Here is an 18295-nt window from a genome sequence, read left to right as displayed (position 1 = left end):
GACACAAGGCCGCTCCTACAAGGGTACGCGATCCCCTGTAGGAGCGGCCTTGTGTCGCGATAGGGGTGCAAAGCACCCCCATGGATTTAATCGGCTACCGCATTCTTGGCCAGAATGGCATTGGCCAGCTCCATGTCCGAAGCCTGCAGCCCCGGGTTCTCCGCCCGGGCCTGGTGCATGGCCGCTTCCAGGAACGGCCCGCGGATCGCGCCTTCGCTGGCCACGAAGCTGCCAGCATCATCCTGCGCAGCCATCACCAGCTTGTGATCGTGCGAGGTCAGGTAGCTCGACGCTGTGGTAGCACCGGAGGTCATTACGTTACGCCAGAAGGTATCGGCCATGGCCGAGCCCACAGGCAGCGAAAGCAGGGCAGCGGCAGCGATGGCGGTTTTGAGACGCATGTTGAAACACCTCGAAGGGTGAGGGTTGAAGATGCGCCGTTGGATCTTTTCAAATGAGGCAAGTTCCTGAATACAGGGGGCTTTTCGTCAGCTGCAGACGCGCAGCACTTCTTCCGCACGGGTTTGCCCGCTGGCCACTTTAGCCTCACCACAACGGCGCAGGTCCACCAGGCCATCGGCCAGTGCCTGGCGCCGCAATTGGGTCAGGTCGGCGTTCGGGCTGATCAGTGCGCGCAGGTTGTCGCTGGGCTCGAGCAGTTCGAACAAACCTGTGCGCCCATGAAAGCCAGTGCCCCGGCAGGTGCGACAGTGGGCTGATGCAGCCACCTGGCAGTCCGTGCACAGGGTGCGTACCAGCCGCTGGGCCATCACGCCCACCAGCGTCGCCTTGATCAGGTAGTCGGCCACACCCAGCTCTTGCAGGCGGGTGATCGCCGCGCAGGCGTCGTTGGTGTGCAGGGTGGACAGCACCAGATGCCCGGTCAGTGCTGCCTGCACCGCCACCAGGGCGGTTTCGCGGTCGCGGATTTCGCCGACCATGATGATGTCCGGGTCCTGGCGCAGCATGGCTCGCACGCCGTCGGCAAAGCCCAGGTCCAGCGCTGGCTGTACCTGCAGTTGGTTGAAGGCCGGTTCCAGGCGCTCGATCGGGTCTTCGATGGTGCACAGGTTGACCTGCGGCGTGGCCAGCAGCTTGAGGCTGGCGTACAGCGTGCTGGTTTTGCCGGAGCCCGTGGGGCCGGTTACCAGGATGATGCCCTGGCGCTGACGCAGCAGGCCTTGCCACTGGGCCAGTTGCTGGCCTTGCAGGCCGAGGCGGTCGAAGCTTTGTTGCAGCTGCTGCGGGTCGAACAGGCGCAGCACCAGCTTTTCGCCAAACGGGGTTGGCAGGGTCGACAGCCGCAGCTCGACCTCACGCCCACCTGGCAGACGGCTTTGCAGCCGGCCGTCCTGCGGCCGACGCTTTTCCGCGACATCCATGCGCCCCAGGTGCTTCAGACGGCTGACCAGCGCCAGGGTCACCCCGGCGGGGAAGCTGTAAACGCTGTGCAGCAGGCCGTCGATGCGGTAGCGCAGCTGGCCTTGATCGCGACGGGGCTCCAGGTGAATGTCGCTGGCGCGTTGTTCGATCGCGTATTGCAGCAGCCAATCGACGATGTGCACGATGTGCGCATCGTCAGCGCTGGCTTCGGCCTGGCGCTTGCCTAGCTCAAGCAACTGCTCAAGCTCACCCAGACTTGCCGATTGCTGATATTGCGCGCCCTTCACTGACTGGGCCAGGCGCTGGAACGACTGGCCTGACTGGCGGATCTGCGCCGGGTTGGCCAGGACGCGGTGGATCGGCCGGCCCAGGCTGCGGGCCAGGTCGGCCTGCCAGTCATCCCGGTAGGGCTGGGCGCTGGCGACGGTAACGCTGGTGGCGTCGGCGGCGACGATGAGGATGCCGTGGCGCTGGGCGAAGGCCGGGGAAATCAGGCCGCTGACCTGCGGCAGGTCGAGTTGCAGGGGGTCGATGCGCAGGTACGGCTGGCCGACCTTGCTGGCCAGCCAGTGGCAGAGGTGGTCGAGGTCCAGGGGCTGTCCGGGGTGCTGGCGGCTTTCCAGGCTGCAGGCGGCGATCTGTTCCAGCGGGTGGCAGGTGGGGTGGGTGGCGGCGTGGGCGAGTATTTTTGGGGTGTCGTTGGCGTGCAGGTGCTGGTCGGCGAGCAGGGCCTGGAGCACGCGCTTGAGGTCGAGTGCCGGGTTGTCGGGGGTGTGCATGAGGGGCGTCCGTGCCTGAGGGGGGAGTGCTGATCAAGGCTAGACGGGCGGGGAGAGGTTGTTGGCGGTGAAGGGTTTCTGGATTTTGCAGGGCCTGTGCCGGCCCTTTCGCGGGTGAACCCGCTCCTACAAAGGTACTGCACAGCACTCACGGCGTGTGTGATCCCTGTAGGAGCGGGTTTACCCGCGAAGTGGCCGGTACAGGCCAGGGAATGCCTCAGACCACCGCCAACTCCACCCGCTGCATATTGCTCAGGCTCACCTCACCCACACACACCAGGTTACGCAGTTTCTGCGCAATCACCTCGGCCCGGTGCCAGCTCAAGCCGCCGATACCCACCTCGATATCCAGCCAGTCATTCTGCTGGCTGACCTGCACGCTGTGCGGGGTCAAAAACTGCAGGGCAAACAGGTTGAGTACCCGGCACAGGCTGTCGGGCTCGGCCTCGGCCTGCAGGCGATAGTGCACGGTGCTGTGGGCGTTGTGGGCGGCCCAGGCGTCGGTACGGGGCTGTGCGTTCATGCTGGTCTCCGCAAAATGTGGGAGAAATTCTTGCACGTTGACGGGGGTATTTTTTCGCTATGATTTGATCGATTTGCTGAAGCAGCGACTTGATCAATTCAAAATATAGAGTCATGGAGAATTAATAATGCATAGCGAGTTGGACACCTGCGATCGGCGCATTCTCGAACTGCTGCAAGAGGACGCTTCACTGTCCAGCGCACAGATTGCCGAGCGTGTCGGGCTGTCGCAATCGCCGTGCTGGCGGCGTATACAGCGCTTGAAGGAGGAGGGGGTGATTCGCGGGCAGGTGACCTTGCTCGACCGCAAGAAGGTCGGCCTGAATACGCAGATTTTCGCCGAGGTGAAACTGAACGCCCATGGGCGCTCCAACTTTACCGAGTTCACCGAGGCGATCCGCGGGTTTCCGGAGGTGCTGGAGTGTTATGTGCTGATGGGGGCGGTGGACTTTTTGCTGCGCATCGTCACCTCGGATATCGAGGCTTATGAGCGGTTCTTCTTCGAAAAACTGTCGAACGTGCCTGGGATTCAGGAAGTGAACTCGATTGTGGCGCTGTCGGAGATCAAGTCCACCACTAGCCTGCCACTTTCGCGGTGAGGCCGCTTCGGACCCGCTGACGCGGTCCCCTGTAGGAGCGGCCTTGTGTCGCGAAAGGGGGCGAAGCGCCCCCCAGATTTGTGCATCAAGCAGATATTGCTGGGGCCGCTTTGCGGCCCTTTCGCGACGCAAGGCCGCTCCTACAGGGGGCCGCGTCAGCTTTCAGAAAGACTCAAGCCTTGAGCAGGTGCTTCCAGCCGCGGCTCTGATCCACTGCCCGAGCCTGTTCGATCCGCGCTTCCAGCACTTCATCACTGATGGGCAGCTCAGCCAGCTCATGCAGCTTCTTCAGGTCGCCATACAGGCGGTCCATCTGCGGCGCTTCCAGCACTTGGCGGGCATGGTGCAGCCAGGCCAGCAGTTGCTCGATACGCGGCAGCTGTTCGGCCAGGTCTTCCGGGCGCTGGGTGTACAGCGGCAGCTTCAGCGCGCGGCCTTCTTCGCCCAGCAAATGGGCCATCCAGCTGGCCAACTGCGCCTTGCCCTGGCGCTCGCCACGGCCTTTGCGTTCTGCGGTCCAGGCGCGGGCATGCAGCCAGCGCGAGGTTTCCAGCGAGAACTGGCCCCAGCGCACGTCTTCCAGTTCTTCGGCGAACTGCTCCGGCGCGGCGCGGCGGATGTCTTCGTCATCGTTGCCGGCTTGCACCAGCGGGCGCCAGTCTTCCAGCAGGGCATCAAGGCTGTTGCGCAGGTCGCGGGTGGTTGCCCGCGGCGCGGCCTGGCCCAGGCTGGCGGTGATGGCACGCAGCTCGCTCAGGCACTCGACCCAGTCCTGCAGCAGGCGCCAGTGGCCGTTGTGGCGGTATTGCTCGGCCAGACGCTGGCTGCTGCCCAGCAGTTGCCAGGCCAATGCGGCATAGGCATCGTCCACAGCCATCTCGGCGTCCAGCTCGGTGCCTGGCAGGCCCAGCTCGTAGCTGTCCGGCTCCAGCAGGCGGTAGCCACGCTCGGCCTTGCTGATGTCGCAGGGCATCAGCGGCAGGCTGGCGGCCAGCTCGGCGGCCAGCTCCAGCAGTGCCTGCGGCTCACCTTCGCGCAGCTCCAGCTCCAGCTCGCAGATTTCTTCCTTGCGCTTGCCGGCAACCACAAAGCCCTGGTCCAGCGCGGCCTCGATCACGACCTTGCTCTTGCCGCGGCCCCAGGCGATTTCAGCGAATTCACGGGTGAAGTCGGTGGTGAACAGTGGCTTGATGGTCTTTTTGTCCAGCTCGGCCAGTTGCTCGGGCCAGCAGGTGGCGTCGAGCTTTTTCAGGTCGAGCTTGGCCTTGTCCAGGCTCCACTCGTACTCGTTGCGCTCGGACAGGCCCGCCACACTCTGGCCGCGGCACTTGAGGGTCTGGATGACCACATCGCCATCGCGGCGTAGGCGCAGGGCGACACGCGCGGCGGACAGTTCACGCTCGGGGGTGTCGAAGTACTGGTTGGTCAGTTCGCGGGTCTGCCAGCCGGACTTGTTGCGCTTTTTCAGCAGAGGGTGCTCGCGCAGGGCGGCAAGGGTCTCGCGGCTGGCGCGGAGCTTGAGTTCGGTTTCTTTGTGCATCACAGACTCGAAGGAGGGGGCGTGGTTGGCGGAGAGTCTACAGCAGTCAGTAATGGACTGTTGGATTTGGGGGCGCTTCGCACCCCTTTCGCGACACAAGGCCGCTCCTACAAGGGATCGCGTTCTCATGTAGGAGCGGCCTTGTGTCGCGATTGGGCCGCAAAGCGGCCCTCGGCATCGCTTGCCGCAAGAAGGGACAGCATTGCTATGATGGGCAACGCTTCCGAGGAGTACGCGCATGCCGTTGCCGACGCTGAAAGACCAGTTTGCCGCCTTGATCGCCGCGCCTTCGGTCAGTTGCACCCAGCCTGCGCTGGACCAGTCCAACCGGCAGGTCATCGACCTGCTCGCCGGCTGGCTGGGCGATGTGGGTTTCAAGTGCGATATCCAGCAGGTTACGCCCGGCAAGTTCAACCTGCTGGCCAGCCGTGGCACCGGCCCTGGCGGCCTGGTGCTGGCCGGGCATAGCGACACCGTACCCTACGACGAACAGCTGTGGCACAGCGACCCGCTAAAACTGACCGAGGCCGATGGCCGCTGGGTCGGCCTGGGCAGCTGCGACATGAAAGGGTTCTTCGCCCTGGTCATCGAAGCGGTTATCCCGCTGCTGGAGCACGACTTCAAGCAGCCGCTGTTGATCCTCGCCACCTGTGACGAAGAAAGCTCCATGTCCGGCGCCCGCGCCCTGGCCGAGGCCGGCCAGCCGCTGGGCCGTGCGGCGGTGATCGGCGAGCCGACCGGGCTGCGGCCGATCCGCATGCACAAGGGCATCCTCATGGACCGCATCGATATCCTCGGGCGCAGCGGCCATTCGTCGGACCCAAACCTGGGCCGCAGCGCCATGGAGGCCATGCACGCGGTGATGGGCGAGCTGATGGGCCTGCGCCAGCAATGGCAGCAAACCTACAGCAACCCGCAATTCACCGTGCCGACGCCAACCATGAACTTTGGCTGCATTCACGGTGGCGACAACCCCAACCGTATCTGTGGCCAGTGCGCCCTGGAGTTCGACCTGCGGCCGCTGCCGGGCATGGATGTGGAGCAACTGCGCGCGGCCATTCGTGAAAAGCTGGTGCCGGTGGCCGAGCGCCATGAAGTGCGCATCGACTACGCGCCGCTGTTCCCCGAGGTACCGCCGTTTGAGCAGGCCGCCGACGCCGAGCTGGTGCTGGTGGCAGAACGCCTGACCGGCCATCGCGCCGAAGCGGTGGCGTTCGGCACCGAAGCGCCTTATCTTCAGCAGCTGGGCTGCCAGACCATCGTGCTGGGCCCTGGCGACATCGCCTGCGCCCACCAGCCTGGCGAATACCTTGAAATGTCACGAATCGAGCCTACCGTGCGTCTATTGCGTGACCTGATCCGGCACTATTGCCTGCACTAAACGTCAACCCAGTTGATTCGTTCCTGCCTAGAGGAGACCGCGCGTGACCGTAAGCCTGTTCCGACGATGATCCTGAACGCCCCGTGAATCGCCGTTCTCCGTCCACTTATCCACAGGCCCTGTCATGCCCGACTACGTCAACTGGCTGCGTCATGCCTCCCCGTACATCAATGCCCATCGCGACTGCACCTTCGTGGTCATGCTCCCTGGCGATGGCGTAGAACACCCTAATTTCGGCAATATCGTTCACGACCTGGTGCTGTTGCACAGCCTGGGCGTGCGCCTGGTGCTGGTGCATGGCTCGCGCCCGCAAATCGAAAGCCGCTTGGCCGATCGCGGCCTGACCCCGCACTACCACCATGGCCTGCGCATCACCGATGCGGCCACCCTGGACTGCGTGATCGACGCTGTCGGCGCCCTGCGCCTGGCCATCGAGGCGCGCCTGTCGATGGACATCGCCGCTTCGCCGATGCAGGGCTCGCGGCTGCGCGTGGCGTCTGGCAACCTGGTCACCGCACGGCCGATCGGCGTGCTCGAAGGGGTGGACTACCACCACACCGGCGAAGTGCGCCGGGTCGACCGCAAGGGCATCAGCCGCCTGCTCGATGAGCGCTCGATCGTGTTGCTGTCGCCGTTGGGCTATTCGCCCACCGGGGAAATTTTCAACCTGGCCTGCGAAGACGTCGCTACCCGCGCCGCCATCGAATTGGGGGCCGACAAGCTGCTGCTGTTCGGCGCCGAGCCGGGCCTGCTGGACGCCGACGGCAAACTGGTGCGCGAACTGCGCCCACAGCAGGTGGCCCCGCACCTGCAGCGCCTGGGCAGCGATTACCAGGGCGAACTGCTGGATGCCGCCGCCGAGGCCTGCAAAGGCGGTGTGGCGCGCAGCCATATCGTCAGTTATGCCGAAGACGGCGCGCTGCTGACCGAGCTGTTCACCCGGGGTGGTGGCGGTACGCTGGTCTCGCAAGAGCAGTTCGAGGTGGTGCGCGAGGCGACCATCGAGGACGTCGGTGGCTTGCTGGAGCTGATCAGCCCGCTGGAAGAGCAAGGCATCCTGGTGCGTCGTTCGCGCGAGGTGCTGGAGCGGGAAATCGAGCAGTTCAGCGTGGTCGAGCGTGAAGGCATGATAATCGCCTGTGCGGCGCTGTACCCGATTGCCGATTCCGAGGCCGGCGAGCTGGCGTGCCTGGCGGTGAACCCGGAATACCGCCATGGCGGGCGTGGCGATGAGCTGCTGGAGCGCATCGAGAGCCGGGCGCGGCAGATGGGGCTGAACACCTTGTTTGTGCTTACTACGCGAACTGCACACTGGTTCCGTGAGCGTGGTTTTGCGCCGAGTGGTGTTGAGCGGCTGCCGGCGGCGCGGGCTTCGCTGTACAACTACCAGCGTAATTCGAAGATTTTCGAGAAGTCTCTGTAAGGGACCAGCTTGTTGCGCGGCCTCTGTAGGAGCGGCCTTGTGTCGTGATCGGGCCGCAAAGCGGCCCCGGCACCATCAGCTTGATGCACAAATCCTGGGGGCGCTTCGCACCCCATCGCGACACAAGGCCGCTCCTACAGGAGACCGAGTTGCCTGGAAACCAATGAAAAACGCCGCCCTTAGGGGCGGCGTTTTTGTTTACACGGTATGCAGGTACCAGTTGTACTCGAGGTCGGAGATTGAATGCTCGAACTCCTCCAGCTCGCTCTCCTTGCACGCGACAAAGATGTCGATGTACTTCGGATCGATGTACTTGTTCAGGATTTCGCTGTCGTCCAGCTCGCGCAGGGCATCGCGCAGGTTGTTCGGCAGGCTCTGCTCCAGTTGCTCGTACGAGTTGCCTTCGATCGGCGCACCTGGTTCGATCTTGTTGGTCAGGCCATGGTGCACGCCAGCCAGCACGGCAGCCATCATCAGGTACGGGTTGGCGTCGGCACCGGCTACGCGGTGTTCGATGCGCACGGCATCGGCCGAGCCGGTCGGCACGCGCAGAGCCACGGTACGGTTGTCCAGGCCCCAGCTTGGCGCATTCGGTACGTAGAACTGCGCGCCAAAGCGGCGGTACGAGTTGACGTTCGGGCAGAGGAACGCCATGGACGCGGGCAGGGTCTCGAGCACACCGCCGACAGCGTGACGTAGCGCGGCGTTCTGCTCGGGATCCTCGCTGGTGAAGATGTTGTTGCCATCTTTGTCCAGCACGGAAATGTGTACATGCAGGCCGTTGCCTGCCTGGCCCGGGTAGGGCTTGGCCATGAAGGTGGTGTCCATTTCATGGTCGTAGGCGATGTTCTTGATCAACCGCTTGAGCAGTACCGCGTAGTCGCAGGCCTTGAGCGGGTCGGGCACGTGGTGCAGGTTGACTTCGAACTGCGCCGGGGCGCTTTCCTTGACGATGGCGTCGGCCGGGATGCCTTGTTCCTTCGCGCCTTCGAGGATGTCCTGCAGGCAGTCGGCATATTCGTCGAGGTCGTCGATCAGGTATACCTGGGTCGACTGCGGGCGCTTGCCCGAAATAGGCGAGCGTGGTGGCTGCGGACGGCCATTCACGTTCTCCTGGTCAATCAGGTAGAACTCAAGCTCGAACGCGGCGCAGATGGTCAGGCCCATATCGGTGAACTTGCTCACCACCTGGCGCAGCACTTCACGCGGGTCAGCGAAGAACGGCTCGCCTTCCAGCTCGTGCATGGTCATCAGCAGCTGGGCGGTAGGGCGTTTTTGCCACGGCTCGTTACAGAGCGTGTCGGGGATTGGATAGCAGATGCGGTCAGCATCGCCGATGTCCAGACCCAGCCCGGTGCTTTCGACGGTAGAACCGTTGATGTCCAGGGCGAAGAGGGAGGCCGGCAGGTTGATGCCTTTCTCGTAAACCTTGTGGAGGCTGGTGCGCTCAATGCGCTTGCCACGCACCACACCATTCATATCTGCAATCAGAAGGTCAACGTAGAGAACCTCAGGATGTTCCTTAAGGAACGCGTTCGCTTCGTTAAGCTGAACGGCACGCGGGGGTACCGACATGATGCAACACCTTTGTTGTTAAAAATATCAATCAAGGGGGGCTTGCAGGACCAGTCAATCGAAAAGCCATACTGATGTCAAGCCAACCCCATGATGCCCTGAAATGGCACATCTACGGCAGATTTGCTGCATATCGGGGCGTGCCATTATCCGCTATTTACCGCGTAAAGGGCTATCTCAAGCTTGCCGTGTTTTATTTTTTACGCGGGTGTTGTGTAAAAAAATGAACAAGGCTAAGCTCGGTCTCAACCCAGAACACAATAATACGAGGGTCACATGGTCCGCTTGCCGCGACCTGAAAGCACTGCCTGCGCAGCGCCATCGGGTACCTCCGTCGTTTTTGCAAGCTTCGTCAATGGCATGGCCGCCCTGGCCGCAATAATTGACGTTTGGCGTTCCCGGACCCGTCCTCGTAGCGGCATACCGCCCTTGATTTCGTCTTCCTGCCCTACCAACTCATACGGACACGCTTGTTTCCAGTGTATCCAGTGTCCGCCTGCGCGTGGGTTTTTGCTTTAGCAATCTACTCCATCCAGAATCAAGTCGCGGACCACCTTACCTCCTGAGGTATTTATGAGTAACAACCTCGACCAGCTCACCGATTGGTTGAAAGAGCACAAGATCACCGAAGTCGAATGCATGATCAGCGACCTGACCGGCATCACGCGCGGCAAGATTTCGCCCACCAACAAGTTCATTGCCGAAAAAGGCATGCGCCTGCCCGAGAGCGTGCTGCTGCAGACCGTGACCGGCGACTACGTCGACGACGACATCTATTACGAACTGCTCGACCCGGCAGACATCGACATGATCTGCCGCCCCGACGAGAACGCCGTGTTCCTGGTGCCGTGGGCCATCGAGCCGACCGCCCAGGTGATTCACGACACCTATGACAAGAAGGGCAACCCGGTCGAACTGTCGCCGCGCAACGTGCTGAAGAAAGTGCTGCAGCTATACGCCGACAAGGGTTGGCAGCCGATCGTCGCGCCCGAGATGGAGTTCTACCTGACCAAGCGCAGCGAAGACCCGGACTTCCCGCTGCAGCCGCCAGTAGGCCGCTCCGGCCGCCCGGAAACCGGCCGCCAGTCGTTCTCGATCGAAGCGGCCAACGAATTCGACCCGCTGTTCGAAGATGTCTATGACTGGTGCGAACTGCAGCAGCTGGACCTCGACACGCTGATCCATGAAGACGGCACGGCGCAGATGGAAATCAACTTCCGTCACGGTGATGCCCTGCACCTGGCCGACCAGATCCTGGTGTTCAAACGCACCATGCGTGAAGCAGCGCTCAAGCACAACGTAGCCGCCACCTTCATGGCCAAGCCGATGACCGGCGAGCCGGGCAGTGCCATGCACCTGCACCAGAGCGTGGTCGACGTGGCCACCGGCAAGAACATCTTCAGCAATGCCGACGGCAGCATGAGCGAGCTGTTCCTGCACCACATCGGTGGCCTGCAGAAGTTCATCCCCGAGGCGCTGCCGCTGTTTGCCCCCAACGTCAACTCGTTCCGCCGCTTCCTGCCGGATACCTCGGCGCCGGTGAACGTGGAGTGGGGCGAAGAAAACCGCACCGTCGGCCTGCGCGTACCCGATGCCGGCCCGCAAAGCCGCCGGGTGGAGAACCGCCTGCCGGGTGCCGACGCCAACCCGTACCTGGCCATTGCCGCCAGCCTGCTGTGTGGCTACATCGGCATGGTAGAAGGCATCGAGGCCAGTGCACCGGTGCAGGGGCGTGGTTACGAACGGCGCAACCTGCGCCTGCCTCTGACCATCGAGGACGCCCTGGAACGCATGGAAAACAGCCGTGCGCTGGTGCAGTACCTGGGCAAAAAATTCATTACCGGATATGTCGCCACCAAGCGCGCCGAGCACGAAAACTTCAAACGCGTCATCAGTTCCTGGGAGCGTGAGTTCCTGCTGTTCGCTGTCTGATAAACCCTGGTGCCGCAGGAGCGCGGCGGTCGAAAAACGGAGAAGCACATGAGCGTCAACAACCCGCAAACCCGTGAATGGCAAACCCTGAGCGGGGAGCATCACCTCGCACCTTTCAGTGACTACAAGCAACTGAAGGAGAAGGGGCCGCGCATCATCACCAAGGCCCAGGGTGTGCATTTGTGGGATAGCGAGGGGCACAAGATTCTCGATGGCATGGCTGGCCTGTGGTGCGTGGCGGTCGGCTATGGCCGCGAGGAACTGGTGCAGGCGGCCGAGAAGCAGATGCGCGAGCTGCCGTACTACAACCTGTTCTTCCAGACCGCCCACCCACCTGCACTGGAACTGGCCAAGGCGATCACCGACGTGGCGCCGGAAGGCATGACCCATGTGTTCTTCACCGGCTCCGGCTCTGAAGGCAACGACACCGTGCTGCGCATGGTCCGCCACTACTGGGCGCTGAAAGGCAAACCACAGAAGCAGACCATCATCGGCCGTATCAACGGCTACCACGGCTCCACCGTCGCCGGCGCCAGCCTGGGCGGCATGAGCGGCATGCACGAGCAGGGCGGCCTGCCGATCCCGGGCATCGTGCATATCCCGCAGCCGTACTGGTTCGGCGAAGGCGGCGACATGACCCCGGATGAATTCGGTGTCTGGGCGGCCGAGCAGTTGGAAAAGAAAATCCTCGAAGTCGGCGAAGACAACGTCGCCGCCTTCATCGCCGAGCCGATCCAGGGCGCCGGCGGCGTGATCATCCCGCCGGAGACCTACTGGCCGAAGGTGAAGGAGATCCTCGCCAAGTACGACATCCTGTTCGTCGCCGACGAAGTGATCTGCGGTTTCGGCCGTACCGGCGAGTGGTTCGGTGCCGACTACTACGGCCTCAAGCCTGACCTGATGACCATCGCCAAGGGCCTGACCTCCGGTTACATCCCCATGGGCGGTGTGATCGTGCGTGACACCGTGGCCAAGGTGATCAGCGAAGGCGGCGACTTCAACCACGGCTTCACCTACTCCGGGCACCCGGTGGCGGCCGCCGTGGGCCTGGAAAACCTGCGCATCCTTCGCGACGAGAAAATTGTCGAGAAGGCGCGCACCGAAGCGGCACCGTATTTGCAAAAGCGTTTGCGTGAGCTGCAGGACCACCCGCTGGTGGGCGAGGTACGCGGCCTGGGCCTGCTCGGCGCGATCGAGCTGGTCAAGGACAAGGCCTCCCGCAGCCGTTACGAAGGCAAAGGCGTGGGCATGATCTGCCGTAACTTCTGCTTTGAAAACGGCCTGATCATGCGCGCGGTAGGGGACACCATGATCATCGCGCCGCCGTTGGTGATCAGCCATGCGGAGATCGACGAGCTGGTGGAAAAGGCGCGCAAATGCCTCGATTTGACCCTTGAGGCGATCAACTGAGCACCTGCTAGGCTAGCGATGTGACATTAAGTCGTTACAAGGCCCTGCTTTCCTTGATACAGGGCCTTGTAACTTGCCAGACTAGCGACTGATTCAGTCGCCGCGCGCTCTGCACCGTGGGTCCTGGCTGCTGGACAGTTGCTAAATAAAAATTCTGGAGCATTACGCATGAATAAAATGGGCAAGACGTTGCTGGCCGCCGCCCTGATGGGTGCCATGGCCTCCGCTGTTCAGGCTGAAGACAAAGTGTTGAACGTCTACAACTGGTCGGACTACATCGCTCCGGACACCATCGCCAAGTTCGAGAAGCAGACCGGTATCAAGGTCAAGTACGACGTCTTCGACAGCAACGAAACCCTCGAAGCCAAGCTGCTGGCCGGCAAATCGGGTTACGACATCGTCGTGCCGTCCAACAACTTCCTGGCCAAGCAGATCAAGGCTGGCGTGTACGAAGAACTGGACCGCTCCAAGCTGCCGAACTGGAAAAACCTCGACCCGGACCTGCTCAAGGCCGTCGGCGATGCCAGCGACAACGGCAACAAGCACGCCTTCCCGTACATGTGGGGCTCGATCGGCATCGGCTACAACCCGGAGAAGGTCAAGGCCGCGCTGGGCGTGGACCACATTGACTCGTGGGACGCCGTGTTCAAGCCTGAGAACATCGCCAAGCTCAAGAGCTGCGGCGTGAGCTTCCTGGATGCCCCGACCGAAATGCTGCCGGCTGCGCTGCACTACCTGGGCCTGCCAAGCAACAGCACCAAGAAAGAAGACCTGAAGGCCGCCGAGGACCTGTTCCTCAAGATTCGCCCTTCGATCACCTACTTCCACTCGTCCAAGTACATCGGCGACATGGCCAACGGCAACATCTGCGTGGCCGTCGGTTACTCGGGTGACCTGGAGCAGTCCAAGGCTCGTGCCCACGAAGCCGGCGACAAGGTCAAAGTGGACTATGTCATTCCGAAAGAGGGTGCCGGTACCTTCTACGACATGGTCGCCATCCCTAAGGATGCCGAGCATAAAGACGCTGCCTACCAGTTCATGAACTTCCTCATGCAGCCGGAAATCATGGCTGAAATCACCAACGCCGTACGCTTCCCGAACGGTAACGAGGCCGCGACCCCGTTGGTCGACAAAGACATCACCAGCGACCCGAGCATCTACCCGCCTGCCGACGTGAAGAAGCAGCTGTACGCGATCGCTGCGCCTGATGCTTCGGTACAGCGTGTGATCACCCGCAGCTGGACCAAGATCAAGTCGGGCAAATAACCCCGATGCGGCACCTCTGGGCCGGGATTTCCGGCCCAGAGCCAGTGAAAGGCAATTGATGATTGCGGCATCGAAGCTGCGAAGGTAAGTTGCGCGCCGGTTTTGCGTGTGCGGCAGCATTGTCGCGACCCAGGCACTGATTGTGAGGACCACCCACTTGTCTATTTCTGTATTCCGCAAGGCCTTGCTGGCTGGCGCGGGCCTGACGCTGGCATGCAGCGTCCAAGCGGCGCCAACGGTGCACTTCTATAACTGGTCCGATTACATCGGCCCGACCACGCTCGCGGACTTCGAGAAAGCCACCGGCATCAAACCCGTGCAGGACGTGTTCGACTCCAACGAAACCCTGGAAGGCAAGCTGCTGGCCGGTAACACCGGCTATGACGTGGTAGTGCCGTCCAACCATTTTCTCGGCAAGCAGATCAAGGCGGGCGCGTTCCAGAAGCTCGACAAGAACCTGCTGCCCAACTATTCCAACCTCGACCCGGCGTTGATGAAGCGCCTGGAAAAGAACGACCCCGGTAACCAGTACGCGGTGCCTTACCTGTGGGGCACCAACGGCATCGGTTACAACGTCGACAAGGTGAAAGCCGCGCTGGGCGTGGACACCATCGACTCGTGGGCCGTGCTGTTCGAACCCGAGAACATGAAGAAGCTCTCCACGTGTGGTGTGGCCTTCCTCGACTCGGCGGACGAAATGCTCCCGGCGGTGCTCAACTACATGGGCCTCGACCCCAACAGCACCAACCCCAAGGATTACGCCAAGGCCGAGCAGAAGCTGCTGGCCGTGCGCCCTTACGTGACCTATTTCCATTCGTCCAAGTACATCACCGACCTGGCCAACGGCGACATCTGCGTCGCGGCAGGTTTCTCGGGTGATGTGTTCCAGGCCAAGGCCCGCGCTGAAGAAGCGAAGAAGGGCGTGAACCTGGCCTACGCCATTCCCAAGGAAGGCGGCAACCTCTGGTTCGACGTGCTGGCGATTCCCAAGGACGCCAAGAACGTCAAAGAGGCGCATGCCTTCATCAACTATTTGCTGAAACCTGAGGTTATCGCCCAGGTCAGTGATTACGTCGGTTACGCCAACCCGAACCCCAAGGCTGGCGACCTGATGGACCAGGCCGTGAGGACTGACGCCGCGGTTTACCCACCGCAGGAAGTGCTGGACAAGATGTTCGTGAACTCAGAGTTGCCACCCAAGGTGCAACGGCTGATGACCCGCAGCTGGACCAAGGTCAAGTCGGGCAAGTAAAAAATCCAGACCCGCTGCGGCACCTGCAGACCAGGCCGCGCGGGCACAAAAATCTTGTTGGGAGTTTCACTCATGGCAGTTGCCTCCGGCGCCTATAAAAAAGCCCTCGAGGGTGGCCAGCAACCCAAGCAGGTGCTGGTCAAGATCGACCGGGTCACGAAAAAATTCGACGAAACCATAGCCGTGGACGATGTGTCCCTGGAAATCCGCAAGGGCGAAATTTTCGCCCTGCTGGGTGGTTCCGGCTCCGGCAAGTCCACCTTGCTGCGCATGCTGGCCGGCTTCGAGCGCCCGACCGAAGGGCGGATCTTCCTCGATGGCGTCGACATCACCGACATGCCGCCCTACGAGCGGCCGATCAACATGATGTTCCAGTCCTACGCGCTGTTCCCGCACATGACCGTGGCGCAGAACATCGCCTTCGGCCTGCAGCAGGACAAGATGCCCAAGGCCGAGATCGACGCCCGCGTGGCCGAAATGCTCAAGCTGGTGCACATGACCCAGTACGCCAAGCGCAAGCCGCACCAGCTGTCCGGTGGCCAGCGTCAGCGTGTGGCCCTGGCCCGCTCGTTGGCCAAGCGCCCCAAGCTGCTGCTGCTCGACGAGCCGATGGGCGCGCTGGACAAGAAACTGCGTTCGCAGATGCAGCTGGAACTGGTCGAGATCATCGAGCGCGTGGGTGTGACCTGCGTGATGGTGACCCACGACCAGGAAGAGGCCATGACCATGGCCCAGCGCATCGCCATCATGCACCTGGGCTGGATCGCCCAGATCGGTTCGCCGGTGGATATCTACGAGACGCCTACCAGCCGGCTGGTGTGCGAGTTCATCGGTAACGTCAATTTGTTCGACGCCGAGGTCATCGATGACGCCGAGGGCCACGCACTGATCGCCTCGCCTGAACTGGAGCGCAAGATCTACGTCGGCCACGGGGTTTCTACCTCGGTCGAGGACAAGCACATCACCTACGCGCTGCGCCCCGAGAAGATGCTGGTGACCACCCAGCAGCCGGACTTCGAGCACAACTGGTCGCGCGGCAAGGTCCACGACATCGCCTACCTGGGCGGCCACTCGGTGTTCTACGTCGAGCTGCCGAGCGGCAAGATCGTACAGTCGTTCGTGGCCAACGCCGAACGCCAGGGCACCCGTCCGACCTGGGGCGATGAAGTGTACGTGTGGTGGGAAGACGACAGCGGCGTGGTACTGCGGTCATGAAACTGCGCAAGCTCAAGCGAGCCTTCCAGCGCCTGACCCCGCAGGGGCGGCACGTGGTGATCGGCGTGCCGTTCATCTGGCTGTTCCTGTTCTTCATGCTGCCGTTCTTCATCGTGCTGAAGATCAGCTTTGCCGAAGCCGACGTGGCGATCCCGCCGTATACCGAGATCTACAGCTACGTCGAAGACAAGATCCAGCTGGTACTCAACCTGGCCAACTACGGCCTGCTGACCGAGGATGAGTTGTACCTCTCGGCCTACCTGGGTTCGTTGAAGATGGCCTTCTTCAGCACCCTGCTGTGCCTGCTGATCGGCTTCCCGATGGCCTACGCCATCGCCAACGCCAAGAAGGAAACCCAGACGGTCCTGCTGCTGTTGATCATGATGCCGACCTGGACCGCGATCCTGATCCGCGTCTATGCCTGGATGGGCATCCTCAGCAATAACGGCCTGCTCAATGGTTTCCTGATGTGGACCGGGCTGATCGACCAGCCGCTGCAGATCCTCAACACTAACCTGGCGGTGTACATCGGCGTGGTCTATTCGTACCTGCCGTTTATGATCCTGCCGCTGTTCGCCAACCTGGTGAAGCATGACCCGGCGTTGCTGGAGGCTGCTTCTGACCTGGGTTCGAGCACCTTCAACAGCTTCTGGAAGATTACCGTGCCGCTGTCGAAAAACGGCATCATCGCCGGCTGCATGCTGGTGTTCATCCCGGTGGTGGGCGAGTTCGTGATCCCGGAACTGCTCGGCGGCCCGGAAACCCTGATGATCGGTAAAGTGCTGTGGCAAGAGTTCTTCAACAACCGTGACTGGCCGGTGGCATCTGCGCTGGCGGTAGTGATGCTGGCGATCCTGATCGTGCCGATCCTGCTGTTCAACCGCAGCCAGGCCAAAGAGATGGAGGGCCGCGCATGAAACGCTTCAGTTTCTCCAAGCTGATGCTGGTGCTCGGCTTGCTGTTCATCTACCTGCCGATGCTGATCCTGGTGATCTACTCGTTCAACGCCTCGAAGCTGGTGACGGTGTGGGGCGGCTGGTCGATCAAATGGTACGTCGGCCTGCTCGACAACACCCAGCTGATGGGTTCGGTGATGCGCTCGCTGGAAATCGCCTGTTACACGGCGGTGGCAGCGGTGGCGCTGGGTACCCTGGCGGCCTTCGTGCTGACCCGGGTCACCCGCTTCAAGGGCCGCACGCTGTTCGGTGGCCTGGTCACCGCGCCGCTGGTAATGCCCGAGGTGATCACCGGTCTGTCGCTGTTGCTGCTGTTCGTGGCCATGGCGCAGATGATCGGCTGGCCGCAGGAACGCGGCATCGTCACCATCTGGATCGCCCACACCACCTTCTGTGCTGCGTATGTGGCGGTGGTGGTGTCGGCCCGCCTGCGTGAACTGGACCTGTCGGTCGAGGAAGCGGCGATGGACCTGGGTGCCAAGCCGTGGAAGGTGTTCTTCCTGATCACCATCCCGATGATCGCGCCATCGCTGGCGGCGGGCGGCATGATGTCGTTTGCCCTGTCGCTGGATGACCTGGTACTGGCCAGCTTCGTCTCCGGCCCGGGCTCGACCACCTTGCCGATGGAAGTGTTCTCGGCGGTACGGTTGGGTGTGAAACCGGAGATCAACGCCGTGGCCAGTTTGATCCTGCTGTCGGTGTCGCTGGTGACCTTCTTCGTCTGGTTCTTCAGCCGCCGTGCCGAAGAGCTTCGCCGCAAGGCGATTCAGCAGGCGATCGAAGAGGGGGCTGCGGCGAATGCCTCGCAGCCACAGGTCAAGCGCCCGGCGCAGGTGGCTGCGTCGGCCTGATCTTATTGGCACCTTGCGGGGCCTTCGGTCCTGTGGGGTGCCTGGTCATCAAGGCCCAATGGGCTTGTCTTGCGATTGTGTGTGGGCTGATATGTGCTTGCCACAACATCTTTAGCGCCTGTGAGATCGAGCGCCGCCCGCGCGGCGCTTCGCGGCTAAGGCCGCTCCTACGTTTGTTTCGGGCCAGTTATTCCTGTGGGATTTGTGCGCG

Annotated in this window: 15 protein-coding genes; 10 read left to right on the top strand and 5 right to left on the bottom strand. The window is 62.2% G+C overall.

What is annotated here, in order from left to right; translation table 11 throughout:
* Nucleotides 1-86 precede the first annotated feature (86 nt).
* The 3 genes from ACIP02_RS01845 to ACIP02_RS01835 all read right to left on the bottom strand — a co-directional run bounded on the left by ACIP02_RS01845 (nucleotide 87) and on the right by ACIP02_RS01835 (nucleotide 2685).
* Nucleotides 87-401, bottom strand: a complete 315-nt coding sequence (locus ACIP02_RS01845; RefSeq protein WP_400612661.1) for a DUF2388 domain-containing protein — start codon at nucleotides 399-401, stop codon at nucleotides 87-89.
* An 87-nt stretch (nucleotides 402-488) separates the two neighbouring features.
* A complete protein-coding gene (locus ACIP02_RS01840; protein ID WP_400612659.1) occupies nucleotides 489-2162 on the bottom strand; it encodes a GspE/PulE family protein in 1674 nt (557 codons plus the stop codon).
* A gap of 217 nt (nucleotides 2163-2379) precedes the next feature.
* Complete coding sequence (locus ACIP02_RS01835; protein ID WP_400612657.1) at nucleotides 2380-2685, bottom strand: hypothetical protein; 306 nt, start codon at nucleotides 2683-2685, stop codon at nucleotides 2380-2382.
* Between the two features lie 127 nt (nucleotides 2686-2812).
* Between ACIP02_RS01835 and ACIP02_RS01830 the strand changes: the two genes are divergently transcribed.
* On the top strand, nucleotides 2813-3283 hold the full coding sequence (locus ACIP02_RS01830) for an Lrp/AsnC family transcriptional regulator (RefSeq protein WP_400612654.1): 471 nt from the start codon (nucleotides 2813-2815) through the stop codon (nucleotides 3281-3283).
* Between the two features lie 172 nt (nucleotides 3284-3455).
* Here ACIP02_RS01830 and ACIP02_RS01825 read toward each other — a convergent pair whose 3' ends face one another.
* Nucleotides 3456-4823 carry a CYTH domain-containing protein gene (locus ACIP02_RS01825; protein WP_400612652.1) on the bottom strand — a complete coding sequence of 456 codons (1368 nt, stop codon included), beginning with the start codon at nucleotides 4821-4823 and terminating at the stop codon, nucleotides 3456-3458.
* 238 nt (nucleotides 4824-5061) lie between these two features.
* Between ACIP02_RS01825 and argE the strand changes: the two genes are divergently transcribed.
* The gene (gene argE, locus ACIP02_RS01820) at nucleotides 5062-6204 is read left to right on the top strand and encodes an acetylornithine deacetylase (RefSeq protein ID WP_400612650.1); all 1143 of its coding nucleotides are present in this window, start codon (nucleotides 5062-5064) and stop codon (nucleotides 6202-6204) included.
* A gap of 124 nt (nucleotides 6205-6328) precedes the next feature.
* Complete coding sequence (gene argA / locus ACIP02_RS01815) at nucleotides 6329-7627, top strand: amino-acid N-acetyltransferase (protein WP_391130569.1); 1299 nt, start codon at nucleotides 6329-6331, stop codon at nucleotides 7625-7627.
* Nucleotides 7628-7825: 198 nt separating this feature from the next.
* On the opposite strand, the gene ACIP02_RS01810 is transcribed toward argA, so the two are convergent.
* A complete protein-coding gene (locus tag ACIP02_RS01810) occupies nucleotides 7826-9202 on the bottom strand; it encodes a glutamine synthetase family protein (protein WP_400612647.1) in 1377 nt (458 codons plus the stop codon).
* A 573-nt stretch (nucleotides 9203-9775) separates the two neighbouring features.
* Between ACIP02_RS01810 and ACIP02_RS01805 the strand changes: the two genes are divergently transcribed.
* The 7 genes from ACIP02_RS01805 (at nucleotide 9776) to ACIP02_RS01775 (ending at nucleotide 18084) form a co-directional block, all read left to right on the top strand.
* Nucleotides 9776-11134 (top strand): glutamine synthetase family protein, encoded by a 1359-nt coding sequence (locus tag ACIP02_RS01805; protein WP_201201186.1) that lies wholly within the window; start codon nucleotides 9776-9778, stop codon nucleotides 11132-11134.
* Nucleotides 11135-11182: 48 nt separating this feature from the next.
* Nucleotides 11183-12544 (top strand): aspartate aminotransferase family protein, encoded by a 1362-nt coding sequence (locus ACIP02_RS01800; protein ID WP_400612645.1) that lies wholly within the window; start codon nucleotides 11183-11185, stop codon nucleotides 12542-12544.
* A gap of 168 nt (nucleotides 12545-12712) precedes the next feature.
* Nucleotides 12713-13810, top strand: a complete 1098-nt coding sequence (locus ACIP02_RS01795) for a polyamine ABC transporter substrate-binding protein (protein WP_400612642.1) — start codon at nucleotides 12713-12715, stop codon at nucleotides 13808-13810.
* 157 nt (nucleotides 13811-13967) lie between these two features.
* Nucleotides 13968-15062 (top strand): polyamine ABC transporter substrate-binding protein, encoded by a 1095-nt coding sequence (locus tag ACIP02_RS01790; RefSeq protein ID WP_400612640.1) that lies wholly within the window; start codon nucleotides 13968-13970, stop codon nucleotides 15060-15062.
* A 72-nt stretch (nucleotides 15063-15134) separates the two neighbouring features.
* The gene (gene potA / locus ACIP02_RS01785; RefSeq protein ID WP_400612638.1) at nucleotides 15135-16277 is read left to right on the top strand and encodes a polyamine ABC transporter ATP-binding protein; all 1143 of its coding nucleotides are present in this window, start codon (nucleotides 15135-15137) and stop codon (nucleotides 16275-16277) included.
* Nucleotides 16274-17194, top strand: a complete 921-nt coding sequence (locus ACIP02_RS01780; protein WP_201201200.1) for an ABC transporter permease subunit — start codon at nucleotides 16274-16276, stop codon at nucleotides 17192-17194. The genes potA and ACIP02_RS01780 overlap by 4 nt, the downstream gene beginning before the upstream one ends.
* Complete coding sequence (locus tag ACIP02_RS01775; RefSeq protein ID WP_400612636.1) at nucleotides 17191-18084, top strand: ABC transporter permease subunit; 894 nt, start codon at nucleotides 17191-17193, stop codon at nucleotides 18082-18084. Before ACIP02_RS01780 ends, ACIP02_RS01775 begins: the two co-directional genes overlap by 4 nt.
* Nucleotides 18085-18295: the final 211 nt, after the last annotated feature.

The organism is Pseudomonas sp. NPDC089408, assembly GCF_044749445.1.
Classification (GTDB): Bacteria; Pseudomonadota; Gammaproteobacteria; order Pseudomonadales; family Pseudomonadaceae; genus Aquipseudomonas.
The sequence above is the reverse complement of the archived record's forward strand: the minus strand, read 5'-3'. Positions and strand labels throughout refer to the sequence as shown.

Excerpts from the sequence above, each read along its gene's own strand:
- ACIP02_RS01845 (WP_400612661.1), bottom strand. The coding sequence starts at position 401 with ATGCGTCTCAAAACCGCCATCGCTGCCGCTGCCCTGCTTTCGCTGCCT.
- ACIP02_RS01840 (WP_400612659.1), bottom strand. The coding sequence starts at position 2,162 with ATGCACACCCCCGACAACCCGGCACTCGACCTCAAGCGCGTGCTCCAG.
- ACIP02_RS01835 (WP_400612657.1), bottom strand. The coding sequence starts at position 2,685 with ATGAACGCACAGCCCCGTACCGACGCCTGGGCCGCCCACAACGCCCAC.
- ACIP02_RS01830 (WP_400612654.1), top strand. The coding sequence starts at position 2,813 with ATGCATAGCGAGTTGGACACCTGCGATCGGCGCATTCTCGAACTGCTG.
- ACIP02_RS01825 (WP_400612652.1), bottom strand. The coding sequence starts at position 4,823 with ATGCACAAAGAAACCGAACTCAAGCTCCGCGCCAGCCGCGAGACCCTT.
- argE (WP_400612650.1), top strand. The coding sequence starts at position 5,062 with ATGCCGTTGCCGACGCTGAAAGACCAGTTTGCCGCCTTGATCGCCGCG.
- argA (WP_391130569.1), top strand. The coding sequence starts at position 6,329 with ATGCCCGACTACGTCAACTGGCTGCGTCATGCCTCCCCGTACATCAAT.
- ACIP02_RS01810 (WP_400612647.1), bottom strand. The coding sequence starts at position 9,202 with ATGTCGGTACCCCCGCGTGCCGTTCAGCTTAACGAAGCGAACGCGTTC.
- ACIP02_RS01805 (WP_201201186.1), top strand. The coding sequence starts at position 9,776 with ATGAGTAACAACCTCGACCAGCTCACCGATTGGTTGAAAGAGCACAAG.
- ACIP02_RS01800 (WP_400612645.1), top strand. The coding sequence starts at position 11,183 with ATGAGCGTCAACAACCCGCAAACCCGTGAATGGCAAACCCTGAGCGGG.
- ACIP02_RS01795 (WP_400612642.1), top strand. The coding sequence starts at position 12,713 with ATGAATAAAATGGGCAAGACGTTGCTGGCCGCCGCCCTGATGGGTGCC.
- potA (WP_400612638.1), top strand. The coding sequence starts at position 15,135 with ATGGCAGTTGCCTCCGGCGCCTATAAAAAAGCCCTCGAGGGTGGCCAG.
- ACIP02_RS01780 (WP_201201200.1), top strand. The coding sequence starts at position 16,274 with ATGAAACTGCGCAAGCTCAAGCGAGCCTTCCAGCGCCTGACCCCGCAG.
- ACIP02_RS01775 (WP_400612636.1), top strand. The coding sequence starts at position 17,191 with ATGAAACGCTTCAGTTTCTCCAAGCTGATGCTGGTGCTCGGCTTGCTG.